Origin of the sequence: Robiginitalea aurantiaca, assembly GCF_030380815.1 — a bacterium.
GTDB classification, from domain to species: Bacteria; Bacteroidota; Bacteroidia; order Flavobacteriales; family Flavobacteriaceae; genus Robiginitalea; species Robiginitalea aurantiaca.
This window is the reverse complement of sequence record NZ_JAUDUY010000002.1, coordinates 253490-274637: the sequence shown is the minus strand read 5'-3', so window position 1 is coordinate 274637 and position 21148 is coordinate 253490. Positions and strand designations below refer to the sequence as shown.

General features: G+C 48.9%; 16 protein-coding genes. 4 read left to right on the top strand and 12 right to left on the bottom strand.

The features are described from left to right. Positions 1–5: 5 nt before the first annotated feature. Positions 6–689 carry a peptide-methionine (S)-S-oxide reductase MsrA gene (msrA, locus tag QU605_RS04785; RefSeq protein ID WP_289724136.1) on the bottom strand — a complete coding sequence of 228 codons (684 nt, stop codon included), beginning with the start codon at positions 687–689 and terminating at the stop codon, positions 6–8. Positions 690–801: 112 nt separating this feature from the next. Here msrA and QU605_RS04780 point away from each other — a divergent pair, with 112 nt between their 5' ends. Beyond that, on the top strand, positions 802–1449 hold the full coding sequence (locus QU605_RS04780; protein ID WP_289724135.1) for a peptidoglycan DD-metalloendopeptidase family protein: 648 nt from the start codon (positions 802–804) through the stop codon (positions 1447–1449). Positions 1450–1629: 180 nt separating this feature from the next. Further along, positions 1630–1869 (top strand): hypothetical protein, encoded by a 240-nt coding sequence (locus QU605_RS04775; RefSeq protein WP_289724134.1) that lies wholly within the window; start codon positions 1630–1632, stop codon positions 1867–1869. On the opposite strand, the gene QU605_RS04770 is transcribed toward QU605_RS04775, so the two are convergent. Then, positions 1866–2591, bottom strand: a complete 726-nt coding sequence (locus QU605_RS04770; RefSeq protein WP_289724133.1) for an arylesterase — start codon at positions 2589–2591, stop codon at positions 1866–1868. The two genes, QU605_RS04775 and QU605_RS04770, sit on opposite strands and share 4 nt — an antisense overlap. Positions 2592–2643: 52 nt before the next feature. Between QU605_RS04770 and QU605_RS04765 the strand changes: the two genes are divergently transcribed. Both QU605_RS04765 and QU605_RS04760 read left to right on the top strand, forming a co-directional pair. Then, on the top strand, positions 2644–3333 hold the full coding sequence (locus tag QU605_RS04765; RefSeq protein ID WP_289724132.1) for an ABC transporter ATP-binding protein: 690 nt from the start codon (positions 2644–2646) through the stop codon (positions 3331–3333). Between the two features lie 41 nt (positions 3334–3374). Beyond that, a complete protein-coding gene (locus tag QU605_RS04760) occupies positions 3375–5879 on the top strand; it encodes an ABC transporter permease (RefSeq protein WP_289724451.1) in 2505 nt (834 codons plus the stop codon). Between the two features lie 19 nt (positions 5880–5898). Here QU605_RS04760 and QU605_RS04755 read toward each other — a convergent pair whose 3' ends face one another. The 10 genes from QU605_RS04755 to QU605_RS04710 all read right to left on the bottom strand — a co-directional run bounded on the left by QU605_RS04755 (position 5899) and on the right by QU605_RS04710 (position 21043). Continuing rightward, positions 5899–6852 carry a hypothetical protein gene (locus QU605_RS04755; RefSeq protein WP_289724131.1) on the bottom strand — a complete coding sequence of 318 codons (954 nt, stop codon included), beginning with the start codon at positions 6850–6852 and terminating at the stop codon, positions 5899–5901. Between the two features lie 287 nt (positions 6853–7139). Next, positions 7140–8702: an amidohydrolase family protein gene (locus QU605_RS04750; RefSeq protein ID WP_289724130.1), complete on the bottom strand. Its 1563-nt coding sequence runs from the start codon at positions 8700–8702 to the stop codon at positions 7140–7142. Between the two features lie 58 nt (positions 8703–8760). Beyond that, entirely contained in the window at positions 8761–11277 is a 2517-nt protein-coding gene (locus QU605_RS04745; protein WP_289724129.1) for a M14 family zinc carboxypeptidase, read from the bottom strand. A 97-nt stretch (positions 11278–11374) separates the two neighbouring features. Next, positions 11375–12592 (bottom strand): sensor histidine kinase, encoded by a 1218-nt coding sequence (locus QU605_RS04740; RefSeq protein WP_289724128.1) that lies wholly within the window; start codon positions 12590–12592, stop codon positions 11375–11377. 169 nt (positions 12593–12761) lie between these two features. Next, positions 12762–16127 (bottom strand): preprotein translocase subunit SecA, encoded by a 3366-nt coding sequence (gene secA, locus QU605_RS04735; protein WP_289724127.1) that lies wholly within the window; start codon positions 16125–16127, stop codon positions 12762–12764. Between the two features lie 205 nt (positions 16128–16332). Then, positions 16333–16557, bottom strand: a complete 225-nt coding sequence (locus QU605_RS04730; protein WP_010520089.1) for a DUF2795 domain-containing protein — start codon at positions 16555–16557, stop codon at positions 16333–16335. Between the two features lie 131 nt (positions 16558–16688). Next, positions 16689–17264: a cob(I)yrinic acid a,c-diamide adenosyltransferase gene (locus QU605_RS04725; RefSeq protein WP_289724126.1), complete on the bottom strand. Its 576-nt coding sequence runs from the start codon at positions 17262–17264 to the stop codon at positions 16689–16691. A gap of 199 nt (positions 17265–17463) precedes the next feature. Next, entirely contained in the window at positions 17464–17970 is a 507-nt protein-coding gene (locus QU605_RS04720; protein ID WP_289724125.1) for a hypothetical protein, read from the bottom strand. Positions 17971–17993: 23 nt separating this feature from the next. Continuing rightward, complete coding sequence (locus tag QU605_RS04715) at positions 17994–19868, bottom strand: ABC-F family ATP-binding cassette domain-containing protein (protein WP_289724124.1); 1875 nt, start codon at positions 19866–19868, stop codon at positions 17994–17996. Continuing rightward, entirely contained in the window at positions 19865–21043 is a 1179-nt protein-coding gene (locus tag QU605_RS04710) for a lipoprotein N-acyltransferase Lnb domain-containing protein (RefSeq protein ID WP_289724123.1), read from the bottom strand. Before QU605_RS04710 ends, QU605_RS04715 begins: the two co-directional genes overlap by 4 nt. Positions 21044–21148 lie beyond the last annotated feature (105 nt).

Genomic DNA, 21148 nt, shown 5'->3' with positions numbered 1-21148 from the left:
GCTTTCTAATGCAGGTCTTCTTTCAGGAATTCGGCAAAGTTGGCCTTAAACCGGTTCAGTCGGGGGACCGAAACATTCTGCACATAGGGATTATTCGGATTGTTCTTTTCGTAATCCTGGTGGTAATCCTCGGCCGGATAAAATTTGGTGAGGGGTGTGATTTCGGTTACAATAGGCGCGCCGTAAACCCCGCTTTCTTCCAGGGCATCCATATAGGCCCTTATTGTTTTCTTTTCCGCATCATTCGTGTAGAACGCGATGGAGCGATATTGCGCTCCCCGGTCCGGACCCTGACGATTTAATGTAGTAGGGTCATGTGATCCGAAAAACACCTGTACCAGTTCAAAATAGCTGATGACCTCAGGATCGTAATATACTTCCACCGCCTCGGCATGACCTGTTCTGCCATAACTCACCTGCTCGTAAGTCGGATCGATTTCCGTGCCTCCGGCGTATCCGGACACGACTTCTGCCACTCCTTTTACACTTTCGTAAATGGCTTCCACGCACCAAAAACACCCACTGGCAAAATAGGCTTTTTCATACTTGGAAAGATCTTGTATTTCAGTGACTTCCGGTGTTGCAACTTCAGTAACCATTTCAGGTTCTGTCTTCTTGCCCTGAGACTGGCAGGAAGATGCCATGATGAATAAGATACCGAAACTCAATAGATAGCGTGCGTTTTTCATGTGTACCAACTTTGGAGTTCGAAATTACAAAGTAAGGAGGTGCATGATGTTTTAAGAAATGTTAATTCTCAGTAGGGTTTTTGTAATTTTCACGATTAAAAAGAAGCATCCGATGAAATCCCATCCGATTTTAGATCCCAGGTACGACTTCAGCGAGTACTGCAGGGTAGACCTTTCCGTAACCAATCCGGAGCTCGGGGATGCTTTAAAAGATGCCCAGTCCTGCCAAAGCTTCCTTGACGGGATCCTCAGGAGGAATCAAAAAGAAATCGCTTTTGGTGGGTATTTGGAACATCGGGGCCTCTATGATGGATTTCGACATTTCAATGCGAACCCATCGGAGAAACGGGAATACCATCTCGGTTTGGATCTGTGGGCTCCAGCGGGTACTTCTGTACACACGCCCTGGGCCGGGCGACTGCACAGTTGGGCCAACCGGGAAATACCTGGTGACTACGGGCCCGTAGTGATCCTGGAACACGAGATACAAGGCGAAACCCTGTACTCCCTTTTCGGCCATCTCTCCACCGCTACACTAGAGGGGCTTTATCCGGGAAAGGTCTTCCTGGCAGGGGAGCGGTTTGGTTTTCTGGGCAATCCCCATGAAAATGGAGGGTATGCACCCCATGTGCACTTTCAATTGATACGCGAGCTTGAAGGATCCCAGGGGGACTATCCAGGGGTATGTTCCCTGGATCACCTTGAATACTATCGGGAAAATTGCCCCAACCCCCTTGAGGTATTGGGTTATGGTATCTAGGCAGGACGGTCGAAATGCAGAAATATCAGATAACCCGTAATCCCGCTCACCCCCACTTGCCGTCATTATAGAACCGTTTATCGGGGCAAATTCAACTAACCGATTTTTTGTGGTTTTTGGTCGATTTGGCAGCCCGTGGCCTGCCTACCCATGCGTTACTACTATATAATATCGCATATCGTGAAAAAGTTTATTTGCCTTCTCAGCCTCTTTTTTTGTGTACTCGCCCTTCAGGGACAGGAGCGGACTCCTCAGGCCAAAGTTGAGGTCAAAACACAGGAGCTGGTTCCTGTTTGGAAACTCCTGAGCAATGTGAAATCGGAAACAACCCTTTTCGCCCGCTTGTATCGCCGTCCGAATACCCGGATTAAAAAAGCACTTGCGTTTAAGACACTCAGGAGCCGGCCGGAAATGGCTTAAGAATCGATTTTCTGAGGGCTGCCAACAGCCTGCTGAAGCACCTCCCAAACATTTTCCGCCACTATTTTGTGCCCTTCTTCCGTCGGGTGTATGCCATCCTCCTGATTGAGTTCAGGTATGCCGCCAACGTCTTGAAGTAAAAAGGGAATTAGGAGGATATCCTCGCTTTCTGCTATTTCTGGAAATATTTTCCGGAATTCATCTGTGTACTCCGGGCCCATATTCGGTGGGAGCTGCATGCCTGCGAGAACAATGACAACCTCCGGATAGGTTTTGCGTACCTGCGCAATCATGGCCTTTAGGTTTTTCCGGGTCTCGGAGAGTGGAATCCCCCTTAAGCCGTCATTTGCGCCGAGTTCGAGGACAAATACGTCAACGGGTTGTCTCAACACCCATCCCAGCCGATTGCTTCCGCTGGCGGTTGTTTCCCCGCTTAGTCCGGCATTGATTACTTCGAAAGAGTACCCAAGGGAATCCAGGCGCTGCTGGAGTAAGCCAGGAAATGCCAGATTTGGATCCAGGCCGAGGCCCGCTGTGAGCGAATCCCCGAAGAAGAGAATGGTACCTGATTTCTCAGGTTTCGTTTCGGGTGACTCCGCAACCGGAGTTATTTCTGAGTTTTCGGTGGATTTAGAAGAAGTGGCGTCCCCGCAACCAAAGAGACAGATAAAGCAAAAAATATAACTAAATTTTAAGAGTCTGGGAGATCGGTTGTGGCTCATTTCTGGTTTGTATTGTGTAATTTTTGCAGCTTTAAACCGGATGATCCAGTCTATGTCAAAGATATTAAACGTTCAGCATCTTGGAAAGAGTTATCTCAGTGGCGGCAAGTCCTTGACGGTACTCGATGATATTTCGTTCGAAGTGGCTTCGGGTACGAGCTATGCTATTGTGGGCCCCTCGGGGTCCGGAAAGACCACTTTGCTGGGGCTCTGTGCGGGTCTGGATACACCAGATACGGGTACTGTTGCGTTATGCGGCTCCCATCTCACCGAGCTCGACGAAGATGGCAGGGCATCGCTTAGAAATAAAAAAGTAGGATTTATTTTCCAGAACTTCCAGTTACTGCCGACGCTTTCGGCCCTGGAGAATGTCAGTGTCCCTTTGGAATTAAGGGGCACAAAAGGGGCAGCCAATACCGCAAGAACCCTCCTGGAAAAGGTAGGCCTGGGAGATCGGACCCATCATTACCCGAGTCAATTGTCCGGGGGAGAGCAGCAGCGCGTTGCTCTGGCCCGCGCCTTTGCCAACCGACCTGAGATTCTTTTTGCGGACGAGCCCACCGGCAACCTCGATGAGGAAACGGGGGAACGGGTTGTTGAATTGCTCTTTAACCTGAATAAGGAAGCGGGAACTACGCTGATCATCGTTACCCACGATCTGAATCTGGCCCGGCGATGCGATGGCCTGATGCGTTTGAAGGGCGGGCGAATCTTCAATTCAGAAACAGCTTCTCATCCATGAATCCTGAGCAAAACAGTGCCGGTTTATCCTGGTTATTCCGAATGGCCTGGAGGGATGGCAGGGCCAGCCTCAAACGATTAGCGCTTTTTATGAGTGCTATTGTACTGGGTATCGCTGCCCTTGTCAGTATTCAGAATTTTGGAAAAACCCTGGAAGAAACTATATCAGGGCAGTCCAGGGAGCTTATGGGTTCGGATTTCCTTATCGATAGTGATCACCCGGCCAATGAGAGGGTTCAGGGTATCATCGATTCCCTTGGAGGGGAACAAAGCCGTGAGGTGAATTTTGTGTCCATGGCTCTTTTTCCGGGCAAAGAGGGCAGCAAATTGATCCGGGTACGGGCTATGGACGGGGAATACCCCTTTTATGGTGTCTTGTCCACGCGACCGGATGTCGCCTCAGAACGCTATCAGGCGGACGGCTCAGCCCTGGTAGATGCCACCCTTATGGTGCAGTTTGGATTACAACCGGGAGATTCCATAAAAATAGGGGACCGGATATTTCCAATAGGGGGAAGCCTACTGGAGGCTCCCGGGAATACAGTTGTTTCCACATCCGTTGCACCAGCGGTCTGGATTCCGTTTAACACCCTTGATCAAACGGGTCTTATCCAGACCGGTAGCCGACTTCAATACAATTATTACTTTAAGGTCGATCCGAGTATGGACCTGGAAAAGCTTTACACTTCTATCGATCCTGTGCTGGATGATGAGGGAGCGGATCTTGATTTACACACAGACACTTCAAGACGGCTGGGCAGGCGTTTTGAGAATGTAGGCAGATTTCTGAAACTGGTAGCCTTTATCGCCCTATTGCTCGGATGTCTGGGGATTGCCAGCTCGGTCCATATTTATATGAAGGAAAAGCGAGCGTCTATTGCCATTTTAAAGTGTCTGGGTGCCTCGCGGAAACAGACCATGGCTATCTTTCTGATACAGATTGCGGGCATCGGTCTTTTGGGGGGTATCCTCGGAGCCGCCCTGGGCTTAATACTGCAGCAGGTTTTCCCCCAGTTTGTGCAGGACTTCCTTCCCGTTGAACTCGCCTGGGAAACCCATTGGGGACCCGTTCTTCTCGGCGTCGGCCTCGGGGTACTGATGGCCGTGCTCTTCGGATTATTACCGCTGCTAAAGAGCTGGTTCATCAGCCCGCTTTCAGTATTGCGGATCAGCGAAGGGGATACCCGTGGTTCCAAACGGTTAACCGCATTTGTATTTGCCCTCATCGCCCTTGGAATCTGGGCAGCTGCTGCCCTGCTTCTTGAAAATGCGACCCGCGCCTTTTGGTTTGTCCTGGGAATTGCGGTAACCTTTATGATTCTGGCGGGGATTGCATGGGGACTTATGCGCTTAATACGGAGGTTTTTCCCGCATAATTGGGGCTTTGAGGCCCGCCAAAGCCTGCTTAATCTGTTTCGGCCCAATAACCAGACCCTGGTGCTGGTTCTGGCAATTGGGATCGGTACCTTTTTGATCAGTACCTTGTACTTTACTCAGGATATGTTGCTGGCCCGGGCGGAAATAGAGGATGATACCCCTGCGGCAAATCTGATTCTGCTGGATGTTCAGGCCGAACAGGAAGGGGAGGTTGAAGCCATGATCCGTCCCCGCGGATTGCCCGTACTGGAGAATATTCCCATAGTCACGATGCGGCTCGATCAGATTGAAGATCAGAAAGTTGAAACGATTCGAAAGGATACGACATCCACGATCAACGGATGGATTTTGAATCACGAATTCCGGGTGACCTACCGCGATTCACTCATACCCTCAGAGCAACTTGTCGATGGGGAGTGGATATCCACTTTTGAGGACAAATCGGGCCCAGTACCTATTTCCCTTTCCGATAATGTAGCCCGGGATGCCCAGGTTTGGGTGGGGGACACCCTTGTGTTTAATGTACAGGGCGTATTGATGGAAACAGTAGTAGCCAGCATCCGGTCAGTAGATTGGGGTCGTTTACAATTGAATTTTTCGATAGTCTTTCCTGAAGGGGTACTCGAGGATGCACCCCGATTTCATGTACTTACGACCTATGCGGAAGGGGAAACGGAGTCCGCTGTTTTTCAGCAGGAACTTGTGAAATCCTTTCCAAATATTTCCGTCCTCGATGTGCGACAACTGCTTTCGGCTGTGGGGGATATCCTGGAGAAGCTATCCTGGGTGATCCGATTTATGGCCTTTTTCAGTATCCTTACCGGGTTTATCGTCCTGCTTGGAGCCGTTCGAACCAGTAAGTTCCAACGGATTCGCGAAAGCGTGCTCTTGCGTACCCTGGGTGCCAGAGGGCGACAGATTCGCCGCATTGCGATTATGGAATACCTGTTTTTAGGGGGTATCGGCAGCCTGATGGGAGTCCTGCTCTCCCTTCTGGGGACTCAGTTGCTGGCTTATGGGGTGTTTGAACTGAGTTTTACACCATCCTGGATACCCTTTCTTGTAGTGTTTCCAGGAATCACGCTGACCGTGCTTACGATCGGCCTTTTGAACAGTCAGGGAGTTCTCAGCAGTCCTCCGCTGGAAGTGCTGCGCAAAGAAGGGGTTTAACCAATTTCTGTATTTCAGATCAGGGCGTTACGATCCGAATGGGATACTTTTCGAATACAGCCTCCTGCTCGGAAACCGTGAGTTCACTCAGTGTCTTGCCCAGGATTATCCTGGAATAAGTGTCGCGGACCTCGCTGATCGCCAGTGCAATCTGATCTTTCAGGGATACGAACTGGCTGTACTTTACATCTTGTTCCACCTCAATGATGTAAAGCGAACTCTGTTCAAAAGTCCGGGCATGTCCGGCGACTAAATTGAGCATCTGTTCCCGGCTAACCAATTGGTCTGCTACAATAAGCTGATCCCGCTCGTTCATGTAAACCCGGAAAACATTGGCCCCTCCTGCATTCTGTTGCGCCAGGGCAGGGTTGACAGGATTACCTATGTCTGGCAAACTGGTCTCAAAAGCCTGCCGGTCGATAAGCTGGTAGGTAAACAAGCGATAGTACGGCAATGACAGATCCGCTGCATCGAGCAAATCCAAATAAGCTGATGCTTCAAGGGCTGGATCCAGGTTTTCATGTAAGAGGGATTCCCTCAGAATTTCGAATTGAATCAGCGTCGAAGCTGAAGGGTCTATAGTATTGGTATCCAGTACGCTACTACAGTTACTTAAAGCGATACTATCTCTTCTTAACGTTCGGAATCTCGGGCCGAAATACTGCTCAGGAGCTCTGACGACGCTCTGGCCTGAGGCAATCCTTTGCAAGAGCCCCCTGTAGGCTTCACCGGCGGTATTTTCGAGTAAACCCTCAGCAATGAGCTCATTTTCAAAGCGGGAAACAAGGCTGTCCAAAGTATGGGGGCCGGCCTCAAAGGTTTCTGCAATACATCTAAAAAGTGCGGTTTCCAGTTCCTCGGCCTGGGCCGATGTTGTAGTGGGTATGGTCAATATTGAAATCAAAAGGAAAAGACAGAAATGAAATTTCCTGTATAAACCCATGTAATTCTCAACCCGTACCTGGTACTTCATAGCAGTAGGGAAGATACGGAATTTTGGAATTTGGGACGGGTGGAATCCCGATGAACAGTTACTTCTCCCGATACCATGCCAGATCCTTTTATGGGAATACGACATTCTCTTAATAAAGGGAGCTCCGTGCTTTGGAGGTTGGATTATTTGGTCTGGTGATCGGTTTTTGCAGCTGATCCCGGTATCTTGAATTTCGGGGGAGGGGGGCTCCCCCTGAAACCCAAGAATGTCTTATAGTAATTAAACAGGAAGGCAGAGGCTATACTTCAGTTTGGACTTTGACGCCTCTATTCCATTCCGGGTTGTTTAATTTCAAATCCCTCAGCCTTTTTGGCCGTATCCACCTGGTTTTTGACATCCTTCAGCAATGCTTTCGCGTCGTATACTATGCCATCTTTGACTGTATACTTGACACCGCCAACGCGAACGACTTCATTGTCTTCAGTAAGTTTTATCGCCCCAGTGCCATAAAGTGCCTTGAAGTTTTCAAGGGGGTTAACTTCTACCACTACAAGGTCGGCGAGTTTCCCCGGGGTTACGGTTCCGATTTGATCGTCAAAGCCAAGTGCTTCTGCCCCGTTTAGGGTTGCGGCCCGGATTATTTCCAGGGGATGGAAACCGGCTTCCCTGAGTAGCTCCATTTCCCGTATATAGGCAAAGCCGTAGAGTTGGTAAATAAAACCGGAATCCGATCCTACCGTGACACGCCCTCCCCGGTTTTTGTACTCATTGACAAAGGTCATCCAGAGTTTGTAATTCTCCTTCCAGGCCACCTCCTGCTCCGTACCCCAGTAATGCCAGTAAGAGCCATGGGATATCTTACTCGGGGCGTAGAACCGCCAAAGAGAGGGCAGGGTATAGGTTTCATGCCATTCTGCACGTCGGGCACGGTGAAGGTCCCTGCTCGCTTCGTAAATATTGAAAGTCGGATCCAAAGTAAAGTCCAGAGATATGAGTTCCTCCATTACGGCATTCCAGTGATCGGAATAGGGGGCTGCAGCCTGTTGCCATAGTTTGCCCGCTTCCTGGAAACGATGCTGCTCATTGTTGTAATTGTAATCCAGTGGATAGTCCTGAACGGTACGGTCTGTGAATAGGGCTTCTGGCAGTCCATACCAGTGTTCCATGCTCGTCAGTCCGGCCCGGGCCGAGTTCAATACATTCCAGCGCGCCACATCAAGCTGGGCGTGATGGCAAGCGGAGCGGAGGCCCAGTTTTTTATTCTCATCCAGGGCTGCGTTCATAATTTCCGGAGCCGCCCCAAAAAACTTGATACCATCTGCCCCTTTTTTGGCATTCGCCCGTACCCATTCCCGTGCTTGTTCTCCCGTAATTATGGGGTCATCGCTGCCTTGCCCGAAACCTGTGTAGACAAATATCCGAGGGGCAACGATACTGTTAGCCGCACTTTTGCGCTTTAGGTCCATCGAAAAATCGACGCCTCTTCCACTGGGCTCCCTGACAGAGGTGATTCCATGGGCCATCCAAAGTTTGAAGACGTAATCCGGCTCTGCCCCCTGGGCCTTGCCTCCAATATGCCCGTGCATATCGACAAAACCAGGCAGGACATACATGCCCTCTGCCTGAATTTCTCGACCTCCCGTTTTCAGGGTGGGTCTGCGTTCCGGGTCGATATCCACACCCGGATAACCCACTACTTTGACCTGTACAATTCGATTCTTTTCAATGACGATATCCACAGGTCCCTGAGGTGGGGCGCCATTGCCATTTATAAGGGTGGCACCTCTTATTATGAGCTGGTTAAAAGGGCCTTCAGAGAGGGATTCCTGTCCGAAAGCGGAATTGATCAGGAACAGGCAGATCGCAATGGCGAGAATAAAATTTTTCATAATACTGAGGATTGGTTGGTCTAATTTCATCGGGTCCTAAAACGCCCTGACAATTTATTTAATTGGGTACGCGAATGTGATTTCCTAAAAATAGTGCGTTCAGAAACAAACGATTCGTCCCGTACCACGAACCCCTGAAGTTGGGGTTATCCGCAAAGAGTACGATGCGACCCCTTCCCTGAGGACTGACGAGCAGGGAAGCGGAGGAGTCCAGGAATTCTTCCCGGTTTTTTTCGCTGAGATACCCATCGATATGTGCGTTTTTAGCATACTGTCCAACGGTTGCATATGGGTTTTTACTGGGCTTGAGCCATACCTCATTATTCTTGTACACAGGAAGCTGTGGGTGTGAATATCCAAAGGCAAGGGGATGGGTCAGATCCAGGTCTATTTTGAGAATCACGCCCCCGACACTTTCTTTTCCAATGTTTTCAGAGGCATCTCCGTACGGAAGACGATTTACGGATTCTGTGCTGTCTTTTTCAGCTTCGACCAAATGCACATCCGCCCATTCATTTTCTATGGCAACTTCGGATCCCCCGGCAATGGTGATAAGGGTGTTTCCCTTGGCGACCCATTCCCGGATACGTTCCTTTTCCGAATCATTCCACCTGTATCGACCGCTAACCAGTACAAGCATGTTGTAATTGTCCAGACTTGCGCCCCGAAAATCCCTGAGGGGAATTTTCGTAATTGGCATATGAACCCGGGTGTCGAGTAAGTGCCAGACCTCCCCGGCCTCATAGGATCGAACGCCTTCCCCGATCAGCATGGCCGCTTTGGGTTTTTGCAAGGGCCTTGAGTATCGGCTTCCCAAATCCACACCTTTTAGATGATATCCGCTGGCTACGGCATAGGTAGGGACTTTAAAGGTTTCCTGGGCTTGCAGAATCAGGTCGTGGACTTCCTTTGGTGTCTTTTTTTGAAGGGAAACCGGCAGGACCAGGGTCCCGGGTGTAAATGATTTCTCGACTCCCCCTACCCGGGTGGTAAAGGGTTTGAAGGCACTACTCAGGACGAGGCCTTTGGACTGCAGGTTGTAGAGCATTGCCGGGGCATTGTAATCCTGCCAGTCAATCAGGTAGGCGTAGTCTGAGTGCGGCACGGCAGGTACCGGATAGAGGCCTTGAGTATCGGTAATTTGCTCACCGCGGCTGACGGCGCGCACCGGGCTGTATTTCATATTGTAAAAATTTGCCACAGACCAGGCCGAAGCATCGTAAAAAACACTGTCCCTATAGGTTTCGTACGTCTCAAAAAACGTTTGAACCATTCGATACTGTGGCTGATTTGTCGGAACGACGATGGCATCTTCTCCATCCTTGTAAACCTCGATTTCATGGATCAGGAGTTTGTCAATAAATGCCTTAAAGCGGTTCTTGTCGTATTTTTCCTCCACCCTGTAGGCCCCGATACGTCCGTTTGCCGCATTTTCCAATCCGCTTTTAAAGAAATCCTTTTGATAGGCTCTCAGCATGGCTTTGTTTTCGACCGCTGCTTTTACCGTGGTCATACTGGATACCAGCTGATTTCGGATTGTAAAGGGAAAAGTGATTTCTCCAAAGGGCGTTTTCTGAGCATGTCCCCGGGAACTGGCCTGTTCGAAGAGCAATCCCAGTCCTCCCTGGAGGTCGGGATAGGAAGACCCATATCCCGGATAGGTACCATCAAAAACTTCCTTTGTGAAGTAGAGCGACCCGATACTGTCCAGTGATTTTGAAAAATAAGACCCAAAAAGGGTATTCAGGTCTTCGTAGTTTTCACGTGGCATGATAGGATCCAAAGAGCCATTGGCCTTCATGGGTTCAAAAAAGTAGGTGCTTTGACTCCCCATTTCGTGAAAATCGGTAACCACGTTGGGGTACCATTTGTGGTACCATTGTAATTTTCCACGGCTCTCCGGATTAATGGCTAGCAACCAGTCCCTGTTGAGGTCAAACCAGTAATGATTGGTTCGACCACCCGGGAAGTACTCATTGTGCTCGGCATCCTGAGAATCCGTAACCAGAGGGTTGCCCCGGTATGAATTGGCCCATTGGGTATGCCTGTCGCGCCCATCCGGATTGATGGTAGGATCGATAAATACCACTGCCTCACGTCTGAAGCGCTGGATTACAGGATGATTGGAAGCGACCAGGATATAGGCACTCAAAAGGGCGGCTTCAGAACTTGAAGGCTCATTTCCATGTACGTTATAACCGAGCTGCACAAAGATGGGTAAATCCGCCTGGGGATCCGCCGACTGTTTCGGATCTGTATAGGCCAGATGCTGACGCTGCAACTCCTCAATATTGGAAAGGTGGGCGGGTTCACTTACCCGCAGCATGACAAGTTTGCGCTTCTCATGCGTAAATCCATAGGTTTCAATTTCTGCGTTATCCGAGGCTTCTGCCAGGGTCTCCAGATAGTGAACAATACGATCATGACGGGTGTGATATTCCCCAATACCATAGCCGAGAAAAGTTTCCGGTGACGGAATGGCTTCATTATAGGGTTCGTACTGTTTTAGAAAATAATCCTGGGCCTGGAGCGGCAGGCAAGCCACTAAAAGAACAAAAATAAGGGGTACGCGCATGGGTTGGTTATTAATTTGGTTCGTCCGACTAAATATAGGAAATCTCGTTGGTTTGGCCGGTATAAGATGGGATTTCGGCCCAGGGGTATTCCCAGGATCAGGCCAGGGAATGAAACGGATCCTGCTGAACCTCTTTAAATCGGATAATGTAATAGGTTCCGCGTTTTGAAAGATCGCGGATCACAGAGCCTTTAAGTTGTCGGCTCAGGTTGTGAATGAGTTTTAAGCCGAGGGATTTCGATGCTTTGTAGTCCATATTGTCGGGGTACCCGATGCCATCATCCCCAATTCTGAGGACAAATCCCTGCTCATCTTCTTTTTCAAGGGAAATGCTTATCTCGCCGGATTCACGACCTTCAAACCCGTATTTGAGCGCATTGGTTACCGCTTCATTTATCAGAAGGCCCAGGGGCAGGGCGGTATCTATCCCCAGTTCAATTTCAGGGATATCGATTTTAAGTCGAATATCGGTTTCCGAACCCCGGACAGACTTCACCAGGTAATCTGCCAATTGCTGCACATAAGTGCTGTACTCTATGCATGAAAGATCTTCTCGCATATAAAGCATCTCGTGGACCATGGCCATACAGACTACCCGATTCTGACTGCTCCGAATCTGTTTGAGTGTCTGAGGGTCCTCAATTGACCTGCCTTGCATCCGAAGCAAGCTGGAAACGGTCTGAAGGTTGTTTTTCACCCTGTGATGCACCTCTTTGAGCAACATATCCTTTTCTTCGGCGCGTTGCAAAAGCATTTCCTTACTCTGATAGAGATCGCGGATTCCTTTAACCAGGCTCCTGCCAAGCACACCCCCGAGTAGCAGGAGGAATACGAGGAAAACCAAAGCGGAAAACAATGGGATGACATCCTGCGGAACGGAATTGACAACACCCATCAAACCCTGCTGCTGCTGCACGTAAATAAGTGCAACCCCGAGGATTGTCCCGCCCAGATACAGATTGCCATAGCGGGTTTTGACCAGATAGCCACTAAAAACCAACAGGGCAAAGAAGCTGATAAAGGGGCTTGCCACGCCTCCGGTAAATACGGATAGCCAGATGAGTTGTATAAAGGTAATTACGGATGCGAGCAGATAGGCGTTCAGGCCGTTCTGGAGATAGTGCAATAAGGCCGCATTTATTCCAAAAGAAATGCCAAGGCCGACAAGCAGTAGTGGGGCAGGGTGCAATACGCCCAGGGAAAACCAACTTATCAGGGCGAGCAGAACACAACTCGCCCCGGCAAAAATACTGGTGTTGCGAAGCAGGATGGAAACTTCTTTAGACCGTTCCAGATCTTTCCGCTTTTTTTCCAACCTGATAAAAAACGGCTTAGTTGGCATAGGTGGAGGCAGGTACCAAATGGATTATAATATTTCCTGAAGTAAAGCTACTTCTAATTGCCTTATAATCAAAATTCGAAGCGGTATCCACTAAAAACCGATCCCTTAGGATCGCTTTTTAGTATTGAAATAATAAACCGGTTTAATCCTCTACCAGGACCCATTCGCCTTTGGCGATCAGGGGTTCGGCCTGTTTGAATTTCACGGTTTTATTTTCTCCGGAAAGCACATTTTTAATGGTAACCCGTTCATTCCGTCCTATTTTGGCCTTTTCCCTGGTTATGGTTTCGGTAACCTGTGGCCGCTGTCCCTGCTGTGCGCCAGCTGCCCTGTTACGGGCGGCAAGTTCATCAGTGTTGGGTATCTCAGCTTTGGAAGTCTGGAGGTTTTCTTTGGGGCGACGCACCTGACGTGCTTCCTGAATTTGCTGGGTGTTGGCTGAAGGGAGCTCCCCTTTAAACAAAAAGGATACCACCTCTTTGTTGACCTTATCAATCATCGATTTAAAGAGCTCAAAAGCTTCAAACTTATAGATGAGCAAGGGATCCTTCTGTTCGTGTACAGCCAGCTGAACAGATTGCTTCATTTCGTCCATCTTTCTCAAATGCGTTTTCCAGGCATCGTCGATGATCGCCAAAGAAATATTTTTCTCAAAATCCGTGATCAACTGCCGGCCCTCAGAATCATACGCATTTTGAAGGTTTGTGACCACATTCAGTGTTTTGATGCCATCTGTAAAGGGCACGACAATGCGTTCGAATTTGTTTGAATTGTCTTCGAATACCTTTTTAATTACCGGAAAAGCGGAGGCAGCGGAGCGTTCCATTTTCTGATTGTAGTGGTCGTAGGCTGCGGCATAAACCTTTCTGGAGATCTCCTGCACAGAAAGTTTACCGAATTCCTCTTCGTCCACCGGAGCGGTAATTGAGAAGTATTTGATCAGCTCAAATTCAAAATTTTTGTAATCGCCCGCCATCTTATTCGTCTCTGCGATTACCTCACAGGTATCGTAGATCATATTGGCAATGTCAACTTTCAGGCGATCACCCTGCAAGGCGTGTCTTCTGCGCTTATAGACGACTTCCCGCTGGGCATTCATAACGTCGTCGTATTCCAGGAGTCGCTTACGGATACCAAAGTTGTTCTCTTCCACCTTTTTCTGAGCCCGTTCAATGGATTTGGTCATCATGCCCGCCTGAATGACTTCTCCTTCTTTCAGACCCATGCGGTCCATCATTTTGGCTACCCGTTCCGAACCGAACAAGCGCATCAGGTTATCCTCGAGGGAAACGTAGAATTGCGAACTTCCCGGATCTCCCTGACGACCGGATCGCCCTCTTAACTGACGGTCCACCCGCCTGGAGTCATGTCTTTCCGTACCTATAATGGCAAGCCCTCCGGCTTTTTTGACCTCATCACTGAGTTTAATGTCTGTTCCCCGTCCCGCCATATTGGTGGCAATGGTAACAATACCCGGGTTTCCAGCTTCGGCAACAATATCCGCCTCCTTTTTATGCAATTTTGCATTGAGCACATTGTGCCCGATTTTACGGATGTTGAGCATACGGGAGAGCAACTCGGAAACCTCTACAGAAGTCGTTCCGATAAGTACCGGCCTCCCGGCATTGGAAAGTTCGATAACCTCGTCGATAATAGCATTGTATTTTTCCCGCTTTGTCTTGTATATCAGGTCATTGCGGTCATCCCTTGCAATAGGGCGGTTTGTCGGGATTTCAACGACATCCAATTTGTAAATCTCCCAGAATTCTCCTGCCTCTGTAACCGCCGTACCGGTCATCCCGGAGAGCTTGCGGTACATTCTGAAGTAATTTTGAAGCGTAATGGTCGCAAAGGTCTGGGTCATCGCCTCGATCTTTACATTTTCCTTTGCCTCAATCGCCTGGTGGAGTCCATCAGAATATCGGCGTCCGTCCATGATCCGGCCGGTTTGCTCATCGACGATCATGACTTTGTTTTCCATCACCACATATTCCACGTCTTTTTCGAAAAGCGCATAGGCTTTGAGCAACTGTGTGAGGGTATGGATCCGCTCGCTCTTTACGGCAAAGTCCTTAAAGAGCTCTTCTTTTAACCGGGCTTCTTCTTCAATTTCCAGGTTCTGGTTTTCAATCAGGGCGATTTCTCCCCCGATATCCGGCATGATGAAGAATCCACTATCCTGGTCATCACCCGAAATATATTCGATTCCCTTATCGGTAAGTTCTATTTGGTTGTTCTTTTCGTCTATGACGAACAGCAATTCAGCATCCACTTGAGGCATTTCCCGATTGTTGTCCTGCATATAGAAATTCTCCGTTTTCTGAAGCAGTTGTTTAATGCCTTCTTCACTCAGGAATTTAATCAGGGCTTTGTTTTTGGGAAGCCCCCGGTGCACGCGAAGCAGGAGGAAGCCACCTTCCTTGCTGTCCCCTTCGGCAATTTTCTTTTTGGCTTCTGCGAGGACTCCGGTCAGATAGCGCTGTTGTTTTTGCACGAGTTCTGAGACTTTCGGCCGGAGTTCGTGGAATTCATGACGATCTCCCTCGGGGACTGGTCCTGAGATAATCAGCGGTGTCCGGGCATCATCCACAAGTACAGAATCCACCTCATCCACAATGGCGTAGTGATGCGGGCGTTGTACCAGGTCACCGGGGGTATGAGCCATATTATCCCTGAGGTAATCAAATCCAAACTCATTATTGGTGCCGTAGGTAATGTCGGCATTATACGCTGCCCTCCGGCTTTCCGAATTGGGCTGATGCTTGTCAATACAGTCTACAGAGAGCCCGTGGAATTCAAAAATCGGACCCATCCAGGCGCTGTCACGTTTGGCGAGGTAGTCGTTTACAGTTACCAGGTGAACTCCTTTCCCCGACAGGGCATTAAGATACACCGGTAGGGTCGCAACCAGGGTTTTTCCTTCCCCGGTCTGCATTTCAGCTATTTTTCCCTGATGCAGTACGATTCCACCGATCAATTGTACATCGTAGTGAACCATATCCCAGGTTACTTCCTTTCCTGCCGCATCCCAGGAGTTGCTCCAGATGGCCTTATCTCCTTCCAGGGTTACGTAGTCCGCAGTGCCCGAAAGCTGACGGTCAAATTCACTTGCCTGTACCGTCAGGGTTGGGTTGCCGGCAAACCTGCGGGCCGTTTCCTTTACTACGGCAAAAGCCTCGGGAAGGATTTCTTCCAGGGTTTCCTCCGTTTTTTGATAGGAGGCGTCCTCCAGCTGGTCGATCTGGCTGTAGAGACTTTCATTCAGGTCGATATCTGTGGAGTTTTTAACCTGTTCGCGAAGTTCGGCAATCTGAGCCTCCAGATCTCCGATGCGCTCCTGAATAAGCACTTTGAATTCACCGGTTTTTGCCCTGAGCTCGTCGTTGGAAAGGGACTCGAGCCCCCTTTCGAAAGACTTGATTTTTTCAACCAGAGGTTGCAGGGATTTGACGTCCTTGGCAGCTTTGTCACCTACAAATGCCTTTAAGATCGAATTGACTATACTCATATTACAATTTTGTTATCTGTTGCCTGGTCCGGGTAGCATCTCAGGAGACATCCGGAAAGGGGTCGTTCTAATGATTTTGGCCATTGTCAACGGTGCAAAAGGTATTCCAGTTTCCGCAATGGCCCGAAAAACGTTCCCCGGGCTGCCAAAATTACATAAAAAAAAAGCCTCCGAGGAGACTTTTAAGGGTTTGTTATGTGGTTTGTCAGTATTCGTCTTCGTTCCATAAATAATCTTCTTCCGTAGGATAATCGGGCCAGATCTCTTCGATAGATTCGTAGATCTCGCCACCTTCTTCTTCCATGGACTGCAGATTTTCCACAACCTCAAGCGGAGCTCCCGTGCGGATCGCGTAGTCGATTAACTCGTCTTTGGAGGCCGGCCAGGGCGCATCACTCAGGTAGGATGCCAATTCTAATGTCCAATACATAGCAAAATCGGGTTTTTAAATTTTTGCAAAAATAAATTTTAAACCAAAATGACAAAGAAAATCAGGGTTTAATTCTTAACTCTATGAAATTTTTGCGGAAAAGGCAACTACTTAACGGTGAAATTCACAAATTATTCCTTTAACGGATTAGGAATCCATTTTATCTCATCGGCCCGAAGCTCAGCGGACAATTTTCGGGCAAGTACAAAGAGATAGTCCGAAAGCCGATTCAGGTAAACCAGGAGAATGGAAGATACTTCAGTCTGCTCATTCAACAATGTGGTCATCCGCTCTGCACGCCGGCAAACGGTTCGTGCAATGTGACAGTATGACACCACGGGATGTCCCCCGGGGAGTATAAAATTGGTCATGGGGGGCAGCTCGGTATTCAGCGCATCCATTTCATCCTCGAGAAGGAGGACGTCAGCCTCCGTTACCTGAGGGATTTCAATCCGCATTTTTTTGGGGTTATCCGGATCCTGGGGCTCCGTAGCCAGCATGGAACCAGCGGTAAATAAACGATCCTGAATGTTCTGGAGAAATTTCCGATGGTGGTCCTCGATCTCCTGATCCCGTAACAGCCCAATCCATGAATTCAGTTCATCGACCGTACCGTAAGACTGAATCCGGATGTGATGCTTGGGAACACGGGTTCCCCCAAAAAGGGCCGTAGTGCCCTGATCCCCGGTTTTAGTGTAGATTTTCATAGCGCTTTATTCCTCAAATCCGGAATGATATCAGTTATTGGTATCGTTTCGGTCCTTTAATTTCCTCCCTTCCATAAAGGATCGGGATTTTCTTCTTCTCGATTGCTTTTTGTTGTAGACGGAAATTAGAAAATAAACCACAAGCAACCCGCCGAGTATGTAGAATAATTCATTTCCCATGGCCTTCAAAAATAACCCTTTATGTTCGTATTCTAAAATGCTCTCGCGCCTGTTCCCTCCTGAATAAAAGCAGCCCGCCCCAATAGGTCTCAAGGACCACTCGAACCGATGGATGCGCCTTTATTTCGCCCCAGCGTTTATACCCGGAAGGGGAGACCCTGAGATTTCCAATGTAAACAATGCTGTCGTTATGCCAATTCCCCCGATCTGAAAGAAAGGTATCGACAGACTCGGACGGTGTTTCAAAAATAAAAAAGTCGTAGGGCGGAAGCGCGCCTAGAGTTTCCTTCATAAGCAGCTGCCCAAGCGGGGAATCAGGGGGTGGGGTCCCGGCCACCCCAACGCGATCCGGTTTGAAATACTCCAGGCTCGCCCGGAGTAATTTAGTTTGAACAGGGGACTTCTCCAGATGGGCCCCATACAAGCCCTTGTCCAGAAAACCATAGATAAATGGGGAATGGACCCCATGACGGTTTTTGGACCTTAACCAGAACAACCATTGATCGAAAACACCTGATATGGGCATCTGAGAAGCGTTAAATTCTTAATTTATTCGCCCGTTTCCAAGGCGGATAGCTCAAACCACCGTTCTGTTTTTTGATCCAGTTCACCGATGACCATCGCAAATTCCCTGGAGACCTCATCGAGGGTTTCCCCGGGCAGGTCGGGAGTCATCAATTTTTGCTCAAGTTCCGATTTTTGCTTCTCCAGCTGGCTGATGGTCTTTTCCAAAGCGCGGATCTCCCGTTGTTCGGTATAGGTGAGTTTACCTTTTCGGGCCACCTGGGGTTTGCGGGAAGTCCCTTCCTGAGCTGTTTCGGCTTCGGGTTTGGGGTCTTTAAGATTGTTTTGCTGGTAGTCCCGCAGATCGGAATAATTACCTGGGAAATCCGTTATGCTCCCTGCGCCATCAAAAAGGAAAAGGTGATCCGTTATTTTATCCATAAAATACCTGTCGTGCGAAACGATCAGCAGCGTGCCCGGATAATCGAGAAGGAAATTTTCAAGGACATTCAGGGTGATGATATCCAGGTCATTTGTAGGTTCATCCAGGATGAGAAAATTCGGGTTCTGGATCAGAACGGTACATAAAAAAAGTCTTTTGCGTTCCCCTCCACTAAGCTTTTCGGTATAATCGTACTGTTGCTTCCGATCAAAGAGAAAGCGCTCCAGCAATTGTTGTGCACTCAGCTCCCGACCTTTTTTTAGCGGAATGTAATCTCCGAATTCCCGGATGACATCAATGACGCGTTGGCCTTGCTGCACCTGTAATCCTTCCTGGGTGTAATACCCCATTTTCAGGGTTTCTCCCTTTACCACTTTTCCTGTATCCGGCTGAAGATTCCCGCAGATAATCTCGAGAAAGGTGGATTTTCCGCTGCCATTGGAGCCCACCAGGCCCACGCGTTCCCCACGCTTAAAATTATAATTGAAGCCCTCGAACAGAGTGCGGTCCCCGTATTTCTTGGAGATGTTATGGACCTCCAGCACTTTGGTACCCAAACGCTCCATTTGAATTTCGAGTTCGACTTCATGGACTTTACGCCTTTCGGATGCCCGGTGTTTCAGCTCGCCGAAATCCGCTATACGCGCTTTGGATTTGGTTGTTCGGGCCTTGGGTTGCCGCCGCATCCACTGTAATTCCTTTTTGAAAAGCGCTTTGGTTTTCTGAAGGTTTACAGCCTCCAGGACTTCCCTTGATTCCTTTTCCTGCAGATAATAGGCGTAATTGCCTTTGTAGTTGTGCAAAACCCCGTCCTCGAGTTCAAGGATGTGGTTGCAGACCCTGTCGAGAAAATACCTGTCATGGGTCACCATAAAAAGGGTGCTGACATGGGTTCTGAAGTATTCCTCCAGCCATTCGATCATCTCAAGGTCAAGATGGTTGGTCGGTTCGTCCAGGATCAATACATCAGGCGTATCCAGAAGGATATGTGCCAAGGCGAGCCTCCTGCACTGCCCTCCGGATAAATTTGCCACGGGTAATGCGGTATTATCCAGTCCGAGTTTGGAGAGGATCTGCTTGTACCGGGTTTCAAGATCCCAGGCATTGGCCTGTTCCATGGCCTCAAATGCCCTTTGATACGCCTTTTCGTTTTCAGGATGCTCAAGCGCTTTTTCATAATCGGCGATAATCCGGACCAGGGTGTTTTCAGAAGCGAAAAGGGTTTGGTAAATGGTGAGGTTTGGGTCCAGGTAGGGTTCCTGTTCCAGGTATCCGATTTTTACGCCTTTGCGGCTGGTAACTTCCCCAGTATCTGCCGGGTGTTTGCCCGCCAGTATATCGAGAAGGGTACTTTTTCCCGTTCCATTCCTGGCTACAAGGGCAATTTTCTGCCCCTGGTTGATCCCGAAGGTCAGGTTGGAAAACAGGATGCGTTCCCCGAAAGATTTCGAAAGGTTTTCAGCACTGAGCAGGTTCAAGGAAGCGTTTTTTTGAGGTTAAACAGGAAAAGGTAACGGATAAGAAGTGCGAGCCAGATCGGGATCATTACAGGCGAAAAGACTTGTATTCCAAATATCCATAGGCTGGCGGTGAGTAAGAGAAAGATAAGGAGTATCCCGGCGTATTTGCGATCTAACTGCGGATGCGACGTTTTGTTAAACACCCTGAAGGCCATGATCAGGTTAATGGGAAAGGCCCATAGCAAATTTGCATTCCAGGCCGTAGCCGTATGGTCTGTGAAAAACCAAAGAAAGACCAGGACGAGGCCCGCAGTTCCTGTGGTAAACAACAGAAGGAAATCAAGAACCTTGCTGCGGGTATTGTTTCGGTAGTCTATCCAGGTGATGATAAGGGTCATGCCCAGGACCAAAAGCATCCAGAACATCGGGGCAGCCGTAAACACCGATTTTGGGTTCAGGGGTTTAATGTCCAGTATAAGCCGGTTCCGGTTTGTAAGGGGGGCTTCCTTTGAGCTGGCATTTCCAATTTGACGTTCTACGTATTTGGGAAGAAAAGCGTATTCACTGGGTGCTGCTTTTCGGTCAATGACCGAGCCCAGAGCGAGATCAATCCCAAAACTCGACCAACTATTCCAGTTGAGGTTTTCCTGGATCAGATCCCTGAAACTTTTCGGGTCTCCCATCCCGTCAAAGGAATATTCCAATGAGGGTCCCAGCACATTGCTCAGCACTTCGGGTATCTTGGTAGCGCAGTTCTCAAAGAGGAAATCGTATTTGTAGAAGCGATTTTCGGGCTGGTTGTTCCTTTCGAGAAAGGTCAGCAAGGCCCCCATTTCGGTCGGACTGAGGTCCAATAGCTGCTCGCGGACAAAACGGTTTTCCAACTGGTAAGTGTAGAGAAAGTTTTCAAATTGCTGCTTGCCCAGGGCATACGGTAGTTTTCCCCTGGTGAATTTAACATAGAAATTGGGCGTGTTAAAATCAAAGGTCCCGTAATTGTATACCCAGTCTGCACCTATGGCCGGATCCCTGAAACGGAAGGCGCTATGCCCAAATGAGGAATACAATTCAGTTCCCGGACCACAGGTAATGACGCTAAACTGAGCCTCGGGCCCCGGAGTGTAGGTCTGGGCAGAGGAATTGGAAGTAAAAAGTAAACAGGCCAGCAGCAGGAAAATGGGAGGTACTCTCATTACAGTCGCAATTCCGGTTTTGGGTTTGGGTCAAAGTTCCGAATTATTTGATTACCTCCGACCTCTGTAATTCGGGCATGGACCCAGATCTTTTTGCCCGTATTT